This is a genomic window from Gilliamella sp. W8126, assembly GCF_016102185.1.
In the GTDB taxonomy this organism is placed as follows: domain Bacteria; phylum Pseudomonadota; class Gammaproteobacteria; order Enterobacterales; family Orbaceae; genus Gilliamella; species Gilliamella apis_A.
The window spans coordinates 554,061-571,148 of sequence record NZ_JACFPE010000001.1 but is presented as its reverse complement, the minus strand read 5'-3'; the positions used below and the strand labels follow the sequence as shown (position 1 = coordinate 571,148).

Here is a 17,088-nt window from a genome sequence, read left to right as displayed (position 1 = left end):
TTAACTAAATTTCTCGGTGATTTTTTACGTAACCATTTAATTTTCACAATAGTATTCTAAACATATCTTTGAATTAAAAGTGAATTAATGTAGTTTTAATTCTATATTTTATTGGAGATGTCTTCTTTTTTATCTAAAACTTGAACTATATTTAATGAATATTTCAATGCAAATAAATGGAATACCTAAAGCAAAAAATTATTATGTTTTAGCTAATATTCCGTATAGCCAAGAAGATCATGTTCGGTATAAAGATGCTTTCATGCATATAATGAAGGATATGAATTTACATTATCCATAGTTAAATCTGCGTAATAAAATAAAAATAAGTTTAAGGCCTATTTGGGGCTTTTTTTATACCTAAAATTTCTTGATATCTTATTTAAGAATTAAGCATGTATAACACTTAAAGTTCAAAAAATAACCGATTAGTTTGAATACAGCTTTTAAACAGTTTTAACTGTTTACTTTAAACAGTTAAAACTGTACAATCAATTTTATCGAAACAAATCAATCTGTAAAAATTTAAAATAGATTACTAATTACTATATCTAAAGTAATTAAAGCTTTTCTAGTTATTAGACTTGATTTTGAAAAATTTCTGATACAGGAAAGGGAACATTTAACATTGTCTTTCTCACTTTTAATAGTTTTTATAGGATTAAAAAAATGAATTATAAAGAATGGAAACGGGAATATTTAGAGCTTTTAACTGAAGTTATAAAAAATCATAAATATTCAGAATATTATAATAATGAGTTCATTGAAGAGCTTGCTAACGAATTATTAATGCGTGGCTATTTTGACGAGGATTATGGACATTGGCAAGTCACCCCCGCTGAACAGGCAATTAAAGAAAGTTTTGAACTATAGTTAAATGATAATTCTGAGACATACACAATGACTAATAAAGATTTTGTCAAAGTGAAAACCAAAGATCGGTTTCATAATGATTATCAACTATCAGATAGCGAAATTAAGTTTGCCCTATTTTGCACTTTTATTGTTGCATTAAGTAGCATGTTTGGTTTGTTTTATTGGATTTTGCAAATAGCAACGAGGTGATTTATGTCGTTACAAAGAGTGGTAGAAAATTGGCATGAAAATGCATATTGCAGAATGATGAACAACTTCGAGAAGCAAGATGCCCGTGATGATTGGATAGAGAGTCGCGCTGAAGAGCTAATCAGAAATTTTGCTAATGACAATGACTGGCAAATTATAGAGTTATTAAAAATAAAATTAGAAAGCAAAAACATTGATGCAGAGATATACAATCAATTTATTGTTGATATTTGCTATTCGCAAGCTGAATTTGATTTTAATAAAAATTTTATATAAACAAAATATATTTTAAAAAAGTACTTAAATCCTCTTATTTAAGTGATGTTGAGACAATTGAACTGATCAATATAACTATAGATTATTTGCTAGATTTACCTTGCGTATCATAATAGTGATAACTTTTACATTTTTAGCAGGATATTAGTCTTTAAAATAAAGGAATAATTTTATAAATTGTTTAATATCAATTTGTAAAATGGTGGCCCCTACTGGACTTGAACCAGTGACCAATCGATTATGAGTCGACTGCTCTGACCAACTGAGCTAAGGGGCCATGTTTTGATGTGCTACTAACTTAGTAGGGTTGCGATTATAATAGAGTTAAAATTAATTTGCTACAATTAATTAACTAAATAGGTTGATTTGGTTAATTATTAAGCTGACATTTGTCATAATAGCATCATTTATAATAAGCGATATTTTTTAATCAATTATCCTGATACAATGTTTTATATTATCATTACTCATGTTCGTTTATTGGTTGAGGGAATATTATGTCTATCAAAAAAACTCTTTTTATTAGTGCTGCGCTGTCAATGACTTTATTTTTAAATGGTTGTAGTAGTTCAGATTATCAAGCTACCTCGGCTGGTCGCCAAGTTCAATTTATTGATACTAAACCAGCAGAGACCTGTCAATTTATTGGTAAAGCTGAAGGTCGTCGCAGTACTTTCTTTTCTGGCTTAAAAACGCATAGTGAATTAATCCGTGATGCAGCAACTGATTTAATGAATAAGGCTGCAGCTATGGGTGGTAACGTAATTTATAATGCACAAGATGCATCTTTACAATATGTTTCTGATATTGCCCCAACAGATGCTGTTATGGTTGGTGAAGTTTTCAGCTGTAAATAGCTAATCAGCAAATAAAAAAAGGGATATATTGATATCCCTTTTTAGTAAAATTTACCAAAATAATTAGCCATTTTGCTTTTCAAACTGTTGCATAAATTCAATAAGGTATTTGACACCTTCAATTTCCATTGCATTGTAAATTGATGCGCGCATTCCGCCTGCAATTCGGTGACCTTTAATGCCAATAATATTCGCTTGAGTAGCCTCACTAACAAACTTTTTATCTAGTTCTTCATTTGGCGATAAAAAGGTTACATTCATAATGGAACGATTGTTTACCGCTACAGTATTGCGGTAAAAATCAGACTGATCAATAAATTGATAAAGTAATTGTGCTTTTGCTTGATTTCGTTGTTGCATCGCACTTAAGCCACCTAAACTCTTAATCCATTTGAAGACTAAACCTGACATATACCAAGCAAAAGTTGGTGGAGTATTAAACATTGAATCATGATCTAATAATATTTTGTAATCAAGTACCGAAGGTAAGACTTTTTGCGCATAACCAATCAGATCTTCACGAACAATGACAATAGTAATTCCGGATGGGCCGATATTTTTCTGTGCACCGGCATAGATAATACCGTAACGCTTAACATCGATAGGTTGTGATAAAATACAAGAAGATAAATCTGCTACGACAATTTTATCGGCAAAGTCAGGTTGTTCAAATATTTCAACGCCATCGATGGTTTCATTGGGACAATAATGAACATAAGCGCTGTTATCACTTAATTTCCACTCAGACATCGGTTTGATCGAGGTTATTCCTGCATTTTTGATAACGACATTTTGCTCAATTACATTACAATATTTTGCCGCTTCTTTCGCTGCACACTGACTCCAATAGCCACTATTGATGTAATCAGCATGAGTATTATTAGCTAGAATATTTAATGGTACAGCAGCAAACTGAGCTCTAGCTCCACCTTGGCAAAATAAGATTTTATAATTTTCTGGTACATTTAAAAGATCACGAAGGTCATTAGTTGCTTCAATCGCACATGCATCAAATTCTTTACCTCGATGACTTAGTTCCATCACCGATGCACCAGTGTTTTGCCAATTTAATAATTCAGCTTGTACTTGCTTTAAAACATCCGCCGGTAGTTTGGCTGGGCCTGCACTAAAATTATAACTTTTACTCATTGCGATTCACTTTCATCCATCAAAAAATAGAAAATCTATTTTTACACTCTATGAACCAATATACAATCAGATTTTTAGCAAAAAATTTTGAGGAACGGGGTTTTTGAAGCATAAAAATACCGACAATAGTCGGCATTTGTCGCAAAGAAAATGAAATTTAAAGAGCTAGTTGCTGTTTAGCGTTTTCGATGGCGAATTTTACTTGTTGCGGTGATACACCACCTTTTGCAGATCGTTTCGCTAAGCAAGATTCTAAAGATAATATAGAATAAACATCATCCTCAATGACTTGGCTGTATTGTTTTAATTCATCTATAGTTAGCTCTTCTAATGCTTTTTGTTTCGCAATCGCTCCTACTACCGCCTCACCAACAATATGGTGCGCTTGTCTAAATGGAATGCCTTTAGCCACAAGATAATCAGCAAGTTCTGTCGCATTAGAATAACCTTGTTTAGCAGCACTTTGACAATTTTGGTAATTGATTTTTATATCTTCAAGTACTAATACCGCCATATCTAAACACGCTTGCCAACTGTCAAGTGCATCAAATAAGTGCTCTTTATCTTCTTGTAGATCTTTATTATATGCCAGAGGTAATCCTTTAAATGTGACTAATGCTCCTGTTAATGCGCCAACCACTCGCCCTGCTTTACCGCGAATTAATTCTAATGCATCTGGATTTTTTTTCTGCGGCATTAATGAAGATCCTGAAGTAACGCGGTCAGATAATTCAACAAAGTCCGCTTCACCACTATTAAAAATAATTAAATCTTCAGCAAAACGTGATAAATGCACCATACCGATTGATGCATTATTGAGTAGTTCAAGCACATGATCCCTATCAGACACCGTATCCAAGCTATTATTGGTTGCAGTTGCGAAACCTAACCAGTTGGCTAACATATCACGATCCATAGGATAAGCTGTACCAGCTAAAGCACCACAGCCTAAAGGACTAACATCCAAGCGTTTTAGAGTATCTTGTAAACGACTTTCATCACGCGTTAACATTTCATAATACGCTAAACACCAATGCGCAAAAGTTATTGGTTGAGCACGTTGTAAGTGAGTATAACCAGGCATAACCGCATCTTGATGTTGTTCTGCAGTTAACACCAGTGTTTTACGTAATTGATTAATAGCAGAGATAAGATGAGCAATTTCATCTTTACACCATAATTTTAGATCGGTAGTTGACTGATCATTACGACTGCGACCTGTATGAAGTTTTTTACCTAAATCACCGACTTTTTCTATTAGTTTTTGTTCTACCCAACTATGAATATCTTCAGCGTCACTTTGTAAGATCTGCTGCGGATCTTGTCGTACCGAACTCAATAATTCATTTAACGCTTGTTCTAACTGTTGTTGTTCATCATGAGATAAAACGTTCACAGTGACCAATGCTTTCGACCATGCAATTGATCCAATGATATCTTGCTCTGCAAGCCGATAGTCAAAGCGCAGAGAATCATTAAAGTGTTTAAATCTTTGATCTGCTGCTTGGCTAAAACGCCCACCCCATAACGCCATAATCACCTCAAATGTTTTATTTCAAATCAATCTTAAACGATTAAAAATCAATCGTTTTTTTAATAATTTTAATGATAAGTTTATCTATAACGATATTACCGAAAAATATATACAGACCTAAGTCTGTATATATTAGGTTTTATATCTAGCTAAAAAGTCTTAAAAATTACTTTTTAGTTTTAGTATTACTTTTTGATTTTGTGGTTTCTTTCGCTGCCGATTTAGCTTTTTTAGTCGGCTGATTTTTCTTACCTTCATTTAAAGCACGGATGCGTGAAGATAGAGAGAATAGACGAATAAAGCCACCGGCATGACTGTGATCGTAAACCTCATCTTCACCAAACGTTGCAAACTCTTCGCTATATAAGCTATTTGGTGATTTCTTCTGTACTGCGGTTGCATTACCTTTATAAAGTTTAACTACAACTTCACCAGTCATATCTTCTGCTAACACTTCTGCAGCGGCTTGAAGAGAACGACGATATGGTGCAAACCAGCGACCATCATAAACAACATAAGCCATTTCTAAACCAAGTTGTTCACGCCATTTGAAGCTATCACGATCTAAGATCAGTTGTTCTAAACCACGTAACGCAGTCATCATGATAGTTCCGCCAGGGGTTTCGTAACAACCACGCGATTTGATGCCGACTAAACGGTTTTCAATAATATCTACTCGACCTACACCATGTTTTGAACCAATTTTATTCAACGTTGCAACACAGTTATATGGTGATAATTTTTTTCCATTAACGGCAACAACTTCGCCTTTTTCAATACCAATAGTGACAAATTCTGCTTCATCTGGTGCATCTTCTGGTGATACAGTCCATGCCCAACAATCAGCATTTGCTTGATTCCAAGTGCTTTCTAACACTCCACCTTCGGTTGAAATATGCCATGCGTTTTCATCACGGCTGTAAATTTTTTCAACTGTTGCTGTAGTAGGAATTTTTCTCACTTTTAGATAGTCAATTAACGCTTCACGTGAACGTAAATCCCATTCACGCCATGGTGCAATAACTTTTAGTTGTGGTGCTAAAGCAGTATAAGTTGTTTCAAAACGGACTTGGTCATTACCTTTACCGGTCGCACCATGACAAAGGGTATCAGCACCAACTTCTAATGCATATTCAACTTGAGCTTTAGCGATGATTGGGCGAGCCATTGAAGTACCAAGATAATACGTTCCTTCATATAATGCGCCAGTTTTTAAAACAGGGTAAACATAGTCTTTAACAAACTCTTCGCGTAAATCAACAACTTTACATGCTACTGCGCCAGATGCTTTGGCCTTTTTTTCCACATCTTTTAGTTCTTTAGGATCTTGTCCAACGTTGGCGACTAAAGCATAAACTTCACAATCGCCATAATTCTCTTTTAACCAAGGAATAATAGCTGATGTATCTAAGCCACCCGAATAGGCTAAAACTACTTTTTTTGTTGCACTTTTTTTCATGTTATACCCTTTCATAATTTACTGACGAAAAAAATAAATGTTTTAAACACTAAGCCAAGTATATCTAACAATAAATATACTTGTTTAATATACTGACTGATTTATGTTTAAGCAATAATTCTTGTACCCGTTATACCTGATTTTCCATTAAATAATTCAATGAGTTTATCTGATTCTTTCCAGCTTGCGATATCTATTGGTCGGCCTAATGTTCTAGCCGCTTCAAAAGCAGAATTCACTTTTACGATCATTCCATCGGTAATAGTTCCTTGAGCAATTAGATGATCTGCCTCAGCTTGCGTTAACGATTCGATTAATTGTTTGTTTTCATCTAAAACACCAGATACATCAGATAGTAAAATTAAATCTGCATCTAAAGTTTTTGCCAAGGCAACAGCTGCGTGATCGGCATTGACATTCATCATCTTGCCTTCATCGGTAATCCCAATTGAACTAACAATAGGTAAATAACCATTAGTAAGGAGTAAATTGATTAAGGCAGGATCGCCTTGTTCAGCTTCACCTACATAACCTAACTCTTCAGAAATTTGCTTAACTTTAACGCTATCACCATCGGCTAAGCAGAGTCCAATACTGGCTATTTGTAATTTTTTAGCTTCTGACAAAATTGTGGTATTCGCACTACCGGCAAGACTACCAACAATCACATCTATTTGATCTGCCGGTGTAACACGTAAACCATTACGTCGAACAACCGGTAAGGAGAGTCGATCCATTAATGAATCAACCACACTACCACCACCATGAACAATAATTAAAGGACGTTTAAAATTTTTTTTGTATTCGCTAATAACAATAAATAATTTACTTAATGCATCTTTATTATCGAGTAATACGCCGCCAAACTTAATAATCAATGGTTTCATTTTTATTTCCTATTCACGCTAATAAATGTTCACTGATATAAACTTGTCATCATTAACAAATTATTATCTATCTTTATAATAAGGCTGTTGTTTCATCAAAACCAAATCGAATATTCATACATTGAACTGCTTGCGCAGCTGCACCTTTTAATAAATTGTCTTCCACAGAAATTAAAATCAGATGTTGGCCTTTAAGCACAAAACCAATATCACAATAAGGTAAGCCAATTACCGATTTTAGGGCTGGCCATTGTTTTTGGTAAACTCTTACTAATGGCTTATCATCATAATATTTATTTAATGCGGTAAGAATATCTTCCTCACTCACCCCTTCTTTCACCTGACAGGTGATAGTGGCATGGATACCATCTTTAAAACAACCTAAATGAGGAGTAAAAATGACTTCCTGTCCTAGATGTGTCGCAATTTCAGGTTGATGACGATGAGTAAATATGCCATAAGCATGTAAGCTAACCTCACAAAATAGATTATTTGTAGAAGGTTTACGACCTGCACCACTAACGCCACTCACAGCATTGATGACAGGCCATTGCCTTTTGTCTAGTAAATCTTCTTCTATTAACGGTTTTAGTGGCAGTTGCGATGCGGTTGGATAACAACCTGGTACAGCGATTAATTGCGCATTTTTTATCGCATCAAAATTCCATTCAGCTAAACCATAAACAGCTTTATCTAACCACTGTTGATGTTGATGTTCAAAACCATAAAATTGGGTATAAAACGAGGGAGAATTGACTCGAAACGCACCCGATAAATCAAATACTGTACAACCATTTTCAAGAAAGAATGGTGCGATATCGTGACTAACAGAATGTTCAGTAGCTAAAAATACAATATCAATATCTTTGACCAGAGAAGAATAATCAGCCGTAGCAATTAAAGGTAAATCAACAACACCTTTCAATTGCGGGTATAAAAATCTATCAGAAATAAGTTTTCCTGCATCAAGGCTATTTTCTGATACCGTTAAAGCGACTAATTCAATATTTGGATGTTTTGTTAAATAGTAAGCTAATTTTGCACCTGCATAACCACTCGCCCCAACAATTATTGCTTTTAACATATCTTTCCTTATCTATCATTCAGATTTTTATGCAGTATAGTAGGCGATTTAAACCAACAAAACAAGAGAAAATTGAATTTTTATTCACTTTTTATGAATTTATTTTCAAAAAAGACAATTACTGCCACGATTTTAAACTTTAGCAGTGAGGTGAAAATGTCATCCTCCTACAGATTAGATCTGTAGGAGGATGATTAATGATTATTTTAGATAGCTGGCAGATTTTAAGATTGCTATGAGTAGTTCCCAATAACGATAAACACTTTGAATATTAACTTTTTCATCAGGTGAATGAGGTGAAACAATTGTCGGGCCAATGGATATCATATCCATATCCGGATAAGACTGTTTAAATAGACCACATTCTAATCCAGCATGGATCACCATAATTTTTGCTTGTTTAGAGAAAATCTCTTGATATTTATCTTTAGCTAATTGTAAAAGACTAGAATTTAAATTAGGCTCCCAGCCCGAATAGCCACCACTAATTTCGTAATTGGCATTCACTAATTGGCTTAACGAGATTAATGTTGCAACGACTGCATCTTTCGCACTATCAACTTGAGAACGGATTAAGAAATTAACGTTCAGTTGATTATCGCTAATACTTACAATCCCCAGATTTAAAGATGTTTCAACAACACCATGAATTTGGCTACTCATACTCACCACACCATTTGGCGCAACATTTAATAAATTGATAATTTTACTTTGCTGTTCAACGGCGATGACTCGTTTAATATGATCACTATTAACCTCTTTTAAGGTTAATTCTATATTGGGTTCAACCTGTCCAAACTCATTTTGTAAAATAGATTTATATTGGTTAACAATCTGTTCTAGTTTTGGCAAATCTTGTTTATTTAAGGTTAATTCAGCAAATGCTTCTCGAGGTATTGCATTACGTAAAGAACCACCTCTTATGTCTGCTAATCGATATGAGATATCTTGTCCATATTCCGCTAAAAATCTTGCCAGTAATTTTATTGCATTACCGCGGCCAAGATGAATATCACAACCAGAATGACCACCTTTCAAACCTTTTAGCGAGAGTTGAATATAGCAATCATGTGTTTCTGGCATTACCGCATATGTGATGGCAAAACTGGTCGTAAAATCAACACCTCCAGCACAGCCAGTAAAAATTTCGCCTTCATCTTCTGAATCAGTATTGATCAAATAATGACTTTTCAACCAATTTGGTTGTAGACCGAAAGCGCCATGCATCCCCGTCTCTTCCGAAGTAGTAACTAATACTTCAAGAGGGCCATGTTCAACTGAAGGATCAATTAATACCGCCAAGGCTGATGCCAAACCTACGCCATTATCTGCACCTAATGTGGTTCCTTTAGCTTTGACCCAATCACCATCAACATAAGCTTGAATTGGATCAACAAGAAAATCATGTTGAGTACCTTCATTTTTTTGCGGAACCATATCCATATGAGCTTGCAAAGCAATTGATGGACAATCTTCCATACCTTTAGACGCAGCTTTACGCAGTAAAACATTACCGGCTTTATCTAGCTGACAGTCAATATGATGAGTGGTTGCAAAATCGACTATATATTTAGTTATCATTTGTTCATGATGTGAAGGATGGGGAATTTTACAAATATCATTAAAAATCTGCCAAACAAATTTTGGATTTAAGGTCGATAGCATATTTTATCCTCAATATTAGGTGGGTAACGAATTAATAAGTGGTTTTTTTTATCTAACCACTCTATAATAAGGTGCAATTTTACATCTATTTTTAGCCCATTAATATTAATTTATTAAATTCGTATATTCGATTAAAATTGCAGGTTACACATGTCAATAGAACAAACTTTAACAGAAGAAGAAATCAAAGCAAAAAAACAGCATAAAGCAGAGCTTATCGCTGAGAAGAAAAAATTCAATGTCACTTGGGAAATGTTACAAGCTTATGGTCGTCAGCTTTCTGAGAGATTATTACCCGCCAATCAATGGAAAGGCATCATCGCTGTTAGTCGTGGTGGCTTAGTACCAGCAGCTATTCTAGCTCGTGAACTTAGTATTCGTTATGTCGATACAGTTTGTATTTCTAGCTATGATCATGATCATCAACGTGAAAAATTAATTTTAAAACAAGCAAACGGTGATGGCGAAGGCTTTATTGTTGTTGACGATTTAGTTGACACTGGTAGCACTGCACATACCATTCGTGAAATGTATCCTAAGGCGCACTTTGTAACTATTTTTGCTAAACCAGCAGGTAAACCATTAGTTGATGATTATGTTGTCGACATCGCACAAGATACATGGATTGAACAACCATGGGATACTGGTGTCATGTTTGTTAAACCAATTTGTGATAATAAATAATTGTTAAATATAACTAGGTTGCTATGGTTATGACTGAAAACCTTTCTGAAAAGATATTTAAACCACAATATGACTACCCTGAAACATCGTCGCTAATCAATCGTCTTGATAGTAGCAATGGCAGCAGTATTAGTCCTCTTGATGGTGAAATTGATTCAAAATGGTATCGAATCATTAACCCTCTTTTATGGTATTGGCGCGGTCTTCCTAAGTTAGAAATCGAAGCGGTTTTATCAAGAATCGCTATTTCAACTAAGCGCCATACTAATGATAAATGGTTGGATTCAGTTATTGGTTATCAATCTGGCAACTGGATATATGAATTTTTAAATCAAGCTGCAATGTGGCAAGCTAAAGCTGATAATGTTGCTCAATCTAATTTAACTGAAGAATCAAAAAATAGCTTACATCAGGATTATCTCATTGCCAGCGAATACGCCAGCATTGCCAGTTACCCTCATTTTAAGAATGATGAGCTAGCGATGTATGCTCAAACCTGTGCCTATCAATCATATATGAAGGCACTTGAATATTCACCTTATTCAACCAAACAGTTAGAATTTAAGGTTGAAAATCGAGTTATTAAATCCATTTTGCATTTACCAAACAATAGTAATAGTAGTGTTTGTCCTGTTGTTTTAGTCTGCAATGGTTTAGGTAATTTACAAATTGATTATTATCGTTACTTTAGTGAATATCTTGCTCCACAAGGTTTTGCTATGTTAACTGTCGATTTACCAACCGTTGGATATAGTCGTAATTTTGTATTGAGCCAAAATAGTAGCCAAATTCATCAAGCAGTGATCGAACAACTATCATCGGTTCCATGGGTAGATAGCAATCGAGTGATTGTTGCTGGGTTCCGCTTTGGTTCACATATTGCAACACGGCTTGCTTATCTAATGCCTAATAAAATTAAAGGGTTATTTAATTTTACTCCATTTGTACACCAACTCTTTGTTGATAAGGCATTACAACAAAATCTACCTAATAGCTATAAAGATATGCTAGCCAGTCGTTTAGGTTTAACTTCTGTATCAAATCAAAAATTAGCAGCCGAATTGAATTATTTTTCTCTTAAGAATCAAGGATTATTAACCCATTCTTGCCCTATACCAGTTATGAATATTATCTTTGAAGATGATAAATTAAGTAATTTGAGTGAAGCGAAATTAATTCAATCAGCAAAACAAAGCAAAATTGTCACAATCCCCAAAACACCATTGCAAAAAGGTTTACAAAACGCCTTTGCTCAATCAGTTAAATGGATGGAGTCTATTTTGTAATAGCTAATTTAAATAAGAGTATTGTTATGAATAATAAAAAACAACAAACTGTCGTTGTTAAACTCGGTACCAGTGTTTTAACTGGAGGAACTAAACAGTTAGACCGTGCGAGAATAGTAGAACTGATTCGACAATGTTCTTATTTACATCAAACTGGTCATAAAATTATTATCGTGACATCGGGCGCTATTGCTGCTGGTCGAGAATACCTCAACTATCCTAACCTACCCAATACTGTTGCCACAAAACAATTACTTGCTTCAGTCGGTCAAAGCAAATTAATCCAACTTTGGGAACAGCTGTTTTCGATATATAAAATTTATATTGGACAAATGCTATTAACTCGCGCAGATCTAGAAGATCGTGAACGCTTTTTAAATGCCCAAGATGTATTAAAAGCGATGTTAGAGAATAATATTGTCCCAGTGATCAATGAAAATGATGCTGTCGCTACGGCTGAAATTAAAGTTGGTGATAACGATAATTTATCAGCTCTTGCCGCAATTTTAGCCGAAGCAGATAAATTGATATTACTTACCGATATCGAAGGTTTATATACCGCCGATCCAAGAAGCGATAGCAATGCACAATTAATAAAAGAAGTAACTCAGATTAATGATGATCTGCGCAGTATCGCAGGTGATAGTGTTTCAGGTTTAGGGACCGGTGGCATGAGTACCAAAATTCAAGCTGCCGAAGTAGCCGGGAGTGCTGGCATAGAAGTAATTATAGCTGCAGGAAATAAAGCCAATGTGATTGTTGATGCAGTCAATAATCAATCGGTTGGTACCCGTTTTTTACCGCAAAAAACCCCATTAGAACATCGTAAACATTGGCTATATGGCGCACCAAACGTAGGCAAAGTGATACTTGATGATGGTGCGATTAATGCTATTTTAAATAATGGTAGTTCGTTATTACCAAAAGGCATTATCGCAGTCGAAAAAGATTTTTCACGTGGTGAAGTCATTAATATTTGTGATAAATCTGGTAAACAAATAGCTCGAGGAGTCAGCCGTTATAATAGTGATGCATTACGACAAATAGCTGGACATCATTCACAAGAAATTAGCCAAATAATTGGCTATGAATATGGTCCTGTTGCCGTACACCGAGATGATATGCTGATTAAATAATAGATTTAGAATAGAGACATTCGGCCAAATCGTTACAAAAACTTACTCTATAGCGTTGTGTTCAGTACTATCTTTACTAATAGTAATAATGCCTACAATCAGGCTTTTGTCTATACAAAAACCAACATCAGATAAGGTCATTATTGGCATGTTTATATTTTTCATAATACAAAATGATTTATAATAAAACTAGACAAGTTTTTATTACATTAAAAATAGCTTTTAGAAAAATTGAGCAAACTGCTCCTTTAGAAAATAAAATCGATACAATAGTAAATCAAATGGGTTTAGAGGAATTATTTTAGTAAAATTAGAAATGCATAGTTAAATTACAAAAATATATTGATGATTTAATATATAACATAGCGTTCTGGATAGATTACCTATCTTATCGATAAATAAAAAAACAGATGAATAAGATAAAAGGCTTATAAAATTGAGTATTGAAGTTAATAGCTATCACGAAAAATGGCAAAAAGATGAGCAGGATTTAGTCTTTTATAGACGTAAATATATTGAACCACTTATAATAATTTTACTTACCTGCTTTATAGCATTCTTTATATTCTCTCACATAATCGAAATCCCTTTTCAACTCGGTCTCATTTTATTATTAATGATTGTTTTTTTGTTATTACAATGGGCTGAAAAATATATCATTTTGGGTAAAACATTTATTAGTATTAGGAATAGTCAGTTTACCGTTGCGGATCTTATCCTATTTACCCTGTTTTTTATTGTTTATGTCTTTTTAAAAAGAAAAGATAAAAATAAAATGACCTGTATCCTATTTAAGAATATTATTAATATCTCAGAAAAAAATCCTAATACCATGATAATAAAATATAAGACAAACGATATTATTGAGGATTATGTTATCGACCTAAATATGATGTTGGAGTCAGAAAAGCAGTTATATTTAGAAAAAATGCAATCTATTAAAAAACTCTGTGGACAAAATCAATAAAGGTTAAGCAATGATAAACGAAATGGGTAAAGCAGCCAAACTTGCTTCATATCAATTAGCACAATGCTCAACAAAAATTAAAAATCAGGCTTTATCTCATATCGCCGATTTATTAGAACTAAATGCTAATAAGATTCTTGATGCTAATCAGAAAGATATGGCTATGGCAAAAGAACAAGGATTGACTGAGGCAATACTTGATCGTTTGTTATTAACTTCCGAACGATTATCATCTATTGCTAATGATGTTCGAAATGTTATTTCTTTAACCGATCCAATTGGCCAAGTTATTGATGGTTCGACATTAGCAAGCGGATTAAAGTTACAACGTCACAGAATTCCATTAGGTGTGATTGGCGTTATCTATGAAGCTCGTCCAAATGTGACTATTGATATTGCGGCTCTCTGCTTAAAAACCGGCAATGCAGCGATACTACGTGGTGGTAAAGAGACGGTTAATACCAATGCCGCTATCATAGCTATCATTCAGCAAGCTTTAAAACAAGTCGGTCTACCTGAAACAGCAATTCAATCTATTGATAATCCTGATCGCAAATATATCACTGAATTACTTAAACTTGATAAATATGTTGATATGATTATTCCTCGAGGTGGCGCAGCATTACACAAACTTTGTCGAGAACATTCAACCATACCTGTTATTACTGGTGGTATTGGTGTTTGCCATATTTTTGTCGATGAAAATGCTGATTTTGATAAAGCGCTATCAATAATACTTAATGCAAAAACTCAGCGACCAAGTACCTGTAATACTGTTGAAACATTACTTGTTCATACTGAAATTGCCAATACTTTTTTACCAAAACTTAGTCAAATCATGGCCGATAATCAGGTGATATTGCATGCCGATCCTGATGCTTATAAGATTTTGAATGCTGGGGTGGCAAATGTTTTTGTCGTCGAGGATGATGAACTAAGACAAGAATGGCTTTCCAAAGATCTGAATATTGTTATTGTTGATTCATTGGAATTGGCGGTGGAACATATTCGCGAATATGGTAGTGGTCATTCAGAAGCCATTCTAACGCGTAGCCTTGTAAATGCAGAACAATTCGTTAAGTTAGTCGATGCTGCTGCAGTTTATGTTAATGCATCAACCCGATTCACCGATGGCGCACAATTCGGTTTAGGTGCTGAAGTTGCAGTTAGTACACAAAAATTACATGCCAGAGGACCAATGGGCCTTGAAGCGTTAACGACGTATAAATGGATTGGTTATGGCGAAGATTTAATTCGTCAGTAGTGATAATAACTAACTATTCATAAACCTGAACAGTTAGTTATATAGTTATATAGTTATTAGTTATATAAGTTAAATAGATTAATCAAAATTACGCATTAAAAGCGCATAATTTAAATCAATATCTTCGGCGATTGGAATATAAACAATGTGACCATCACCAAGTCCTGCTGGAACTGGTTGACCTTTTTTATTTTCCATTCGTTCAATAATAAAGGTCATATTACCTTTAGGGGTCATCATTTCAACACTATCCCCTACTGAAAATTTATTTTTAACAATAATTTCAGCTAAGCCATTTAGACGTTGACCACTAAACTCACCAACAAATTGTTGTCGATCAGATACAGAATGACTATGCACATAGTTTTGCATATCTTCATGTTTATGGCGACGTAAAAAGCCTTCGGTATATCCTCTATGAGCTAAAGAATCAAGTTCCGCCAATAAGCGTGGATCAAATGGTTTACCTTCACTGGCGACATCAATAGCTTGACGATAGACTTGCGCAGTTCGAGCACAGTAATAAAACGATTTGGTTCGACCTTCAATTTTTAATGAATGTACGCCAATCTTTGTCAGATCTTCGACTAATTCAACTGCTCTTAAATCTTTTGAATTCATGATATAAGTACCATGTTCATCTTCAAAAGCTTGCATATATTCGCCAGGACGACCAGATTCTTCTAACATAAAGACCTGATTGGTTGTTGTACCAACACCTAATGTTGGTTCAACTTGTTGTACAGGAATCGGCTCGCATTTATGGACTATTTGCCCTACTTCGTCCTCTTTTCCCTCAGATACTTTATATTCCCAACGACAAGCATTAGTACAAGTACCTTGATTTGAGTCACGTTTATTAATATAACCAGATAATAAGCAGCGTCCTGAATAGGCCATACATAGCGCACCATGAATAAAAACCTCAAGTTCCATTTCTGGTACTTTTTCACGGATCTCTTTAATTTCATCCAGAGATAATTCTCGAGATAGCACCACCCGAGTTAATCCCATTTTGTGCCAGAATTTTACCGTTGCCCAGTTAACCGCATTTGATTGTACGGATAAATGAATTTCCATTTCCGGAAAATGTTCACGAACCAACATGATTAAACCAGGATCAGACATGATAAACGCATCCGGTTTCATGTTAACAATTGGTTCTAAATCACGAATAAAGGTTTTTAATTTTGAATTATGAGGGGCAATATTAACTACCACATAAAACTTTTTACCTTGAGCATGGGCTTCGTTGATCCCAATAGCGAGATTTTCGTGATTAAATTCATTATTGCGCACTCGCAAACTGTAGCGTGGTTGCCCTGCATAAACTGCATCAGCACCATAAGCAAATGCGTAACGCATATTTTTAAGAGAACCAGCTGGTGAAAGTAATTCTGGTTTTGGATATAACATTGTCATTAAAAAATGCCTCTGATTTCAAGTCAGTATTACCTTATAAGGCAATAGGTTAAGCAAAATAGGATGGGCATTTTACGCTTTAGCTATCAGATTGGCAAATTTATTGTAACCATAATAAAGAACAACAATATCTCAATTATAAATAAGGAATAATAATCTGTTGAATAAGGCGTTATTTGGTAAGTTAAAATAAAACTTGTGAAATATTTCTTTTTTAAAAATCCGATGAAAACATAAACAAAATTATACAGACAAATCCGCTAAATTTGTGATTAATATCACATAAAACTATTATAACGCCCAATATTTTTTAGCTTTTATTGCTCACATTTGTGCAAAACCACATAGCCTAG

Annotated in this window: 15 protein-coding genes, 1 tRNA gene and 1 pseudogene; 9 read left to right on the top strand and 8 right to left on the bottom strand. The window is 34.3% G+C overall.

Going from position 1 to position 17,088, the window contains the following annotated elements; genetic code table 11:
- The first annotated feature begins 166 nt into the window (after positions 1-166).
- The 3 genes from H3S74_RS12530 to H3S74_RS02695 all read left to right on the top strand — a co-directional run bounded on the left by H3S74_RS12530 (position 167) and on the right by H3S74_RS02695 (position 1,341).
- Positions 167-301, top strand: a complete 135-nt coding sequence (locus H3S74_RS12530) for a hypothetical protein (RefSeq protein WP_255518841.1) — start codon at positions 167-169, stop codon at positions 299-301.
- A gap of 368 nt (positions 302-669) precedes the next feature.
- Positions 670-873: a hypothetical protein gene (locus H3S74_RS02700; RefSeq protein ID WP_110447944.1), complete on the top strand. Its 204-nt coding sequence runs from the start codon at positions 670-672 to the stop codon at positions 871-873.
- A 195-nt stretch (positions 874-1,068) separates the two neighbouring features.
- The gene (locus tag H3S74_RS02695; RefSeq protein WP_110447945.1) at positions 1,069-1,341 is read left to right on the top strand and encodes a hypothetical protein; all 273 of its coding nucleotides are present in this window, start codon (positions 1,069-1,071) and stop codon (positions 1,339-1,341) included.
- A gap of 200 nt (positions 1,342-1,541) precedes the next feature.
- On the opposite strand, the gene H3S74_RS02690 is transcribed toward H3S74_RS02695, so the two are convergent.
- Positions 1,542-1,618, bottom strand: a tRNA-Ile gene (locus H3S74_RS02690).
- 220 nt (positions 1,619-1,838) lie between these two features.
- On the opposite strand from H3S74_RS02690, the gene H3S74_RS02685 reads away from it, so the two are divergent.
- Positions 1,839-2,198, top strand: a complete 360-nt coding sequence (locus H3S74_RS02685) for a DUF4156 domain-containing protein (protein ID WP_110447946.1) — start codon at positions 1,839-1,841, stop codon at positions 2,196-2,198.
- 63 nt (positions 2,199-2,261) lie between these two features.
- Here the strand turns inward: H3S74_RS02685 and serC are convergent, their stop codons facing one another.
- The 6 genes and pseudogenes from serC to H3S74_RS02655 form a co-directional block, all read right to left on the bottom strand.
- Positions 2,262-3,347 carry a 3-phosphoserine/phosphohydroxythreonine transaminase gene (serC, locus tag H3S74_RS02680; protein WP_198247155.1) on the bottom strand — a complete coding sequence of 362 codons (1,086 nt, stop codon included), beginning with the start codon at positions 3,345-3,347 and terminating at the stop codon, positions 2,262-2,264.
- 157 nt (positions 3,348-3,504) lie between these two features.
- On the bottom strand, positions 3,505-4,881 hold the full coding sequence (gene argH / locus H3S74_RS02675; protein WP_110447948.1) for an argininosuccinate lyase: 1,377 nt from the start codon (positions 4,879-4,881) through the stop codon (positions 3,505-3,507).
- A 247-nt stretch (positions 4,882-5,128) separates the two neighbouring features.
- Positions 5,129-6,340: pseudogene (locus H3S74_RS02670) on the bottom strand (argininosuccinate synthase); the annotation flags it as partial.
- A 107-nt stretch (positions 6,341-6,447) separates the two neighbouring features.
- Positions 6,448-7,227, bottom strand: coding sequence for an acetylglutamate kinase (gene argB, locus H3S74_RS02665; protein WP_110447950.1), 780 nt, complete (start codon positions 7,225-7,227; stop codon positions 6,448-6,450).
- A gap of 73 nt (positions 7,228-7,300) precedes the next feature.
- Positions 7,301-8,311: an N-acetyl-gamma-glutamyl-phosphate reductase gene (gene argC / locus H3S74_RS02660; protein ID WP_065612898.1), complete on the bottom strand. Its 1,011-nt coding sequence runs from the start codon at positions 8,309-8,311 to the stop codon at positions 7,301-7,303.
- A 201-nt stretch (positions 8,312-8,512) separates the two neighbouring features.
- Positions 8,513-9,976, bottom strand: coding sequence for an aminoacyl-histidine dipeptidase (locus H3S74_RS02655; RefSeq protein ID WP_198247154.1), 1,464 nt, complete (start codon positions 9,974-9,976; stop codon positions 8,513-8,515).
- A gap of 150 nt (positions 9,977-10,126) precedes the next feature.
- Between H3S74_RS02655 and gpt the strand changes: the two genes are divergently transcribed.
- From gpt to proA, 5 genes are all read left to right on the top strand, one after another.
- Positions 10,127-10,660, top strand: coding sequence for a xanthine phosphoribosyltransferase (gpt, locus tag H3S74_RS02650; RefSeq protein ID WP_086364273.1), 534 nt, complete (start codon positions 10,127-10,129; stop codon positions 10,658-10,660).
- Positions 10,661-10,689: 29 nt separating this feature from the next.
- Positions 10,690-11,946, top strand: coding sequence for an esterase FrsA (gene frsA / locus H3S74_RS02645; protein ID WP_198247153.1), 1,257 nt, complete (start codon positions 10,690-10,692; stop codon positions 11,944-11,946).
- 26 nt (positions 11,947-11,972) lie between these two features.
- The gene (proB, locus tag H3S74_RS02640) at positions 11,973-13,082 is read left to right on the top strand and encodes a glutamate 5-kinase (protein WP_198221483.1); all 1,110 of its coding nucleotides are present in this window, start codon (positions 11,973-11,975) and stop codon (positions 13,080-13,082) included.
- 436 nt (positions 13,083-13,518) lie between these two features.
- Complete coding sequence (locus H3S74_RS02635) at positions 13,519-14,049, top strand: hypothetical protein (RefSeq protein ID WP_110447954.1); 531 nt, start codon at positions 13,519-13,521, stop codon at positions 14,047-14,049.
- Positions 14,050-14,059: 10 nt separating this feature from the next.
- A complete protein-coding gene (gene proA / locus H3S74_RS02630) occupies positions 14,060-15,313 on the top strand; it encodes a glutamate-5-semialdehyde dehydrogenase (RefSeq protein ID WP_198247152.1) in 1,254 nt (417 codons plus the stop codon).
- A gap of 78 nt (positions 15,314-15,391) precedes the next feature.
- On the opposite strand, the gene yegQ is transcribed toward proA, so the two are convergent.
- Complete coding sequence (gene yegQ, locus H3S74_RS02625; RefSeq protein WP_198247297.1) at positions 15,392-16,729, bottom strand: tRNA 5-hydroxyuridine modification protein YegQ; 1,338 nt, start codon at positions 16,727-16,729, stop codon at positions 15,392-15,394.
- Between the last annotated feature and the right edge of the window lie 359 nt (positions 16,730-17,088).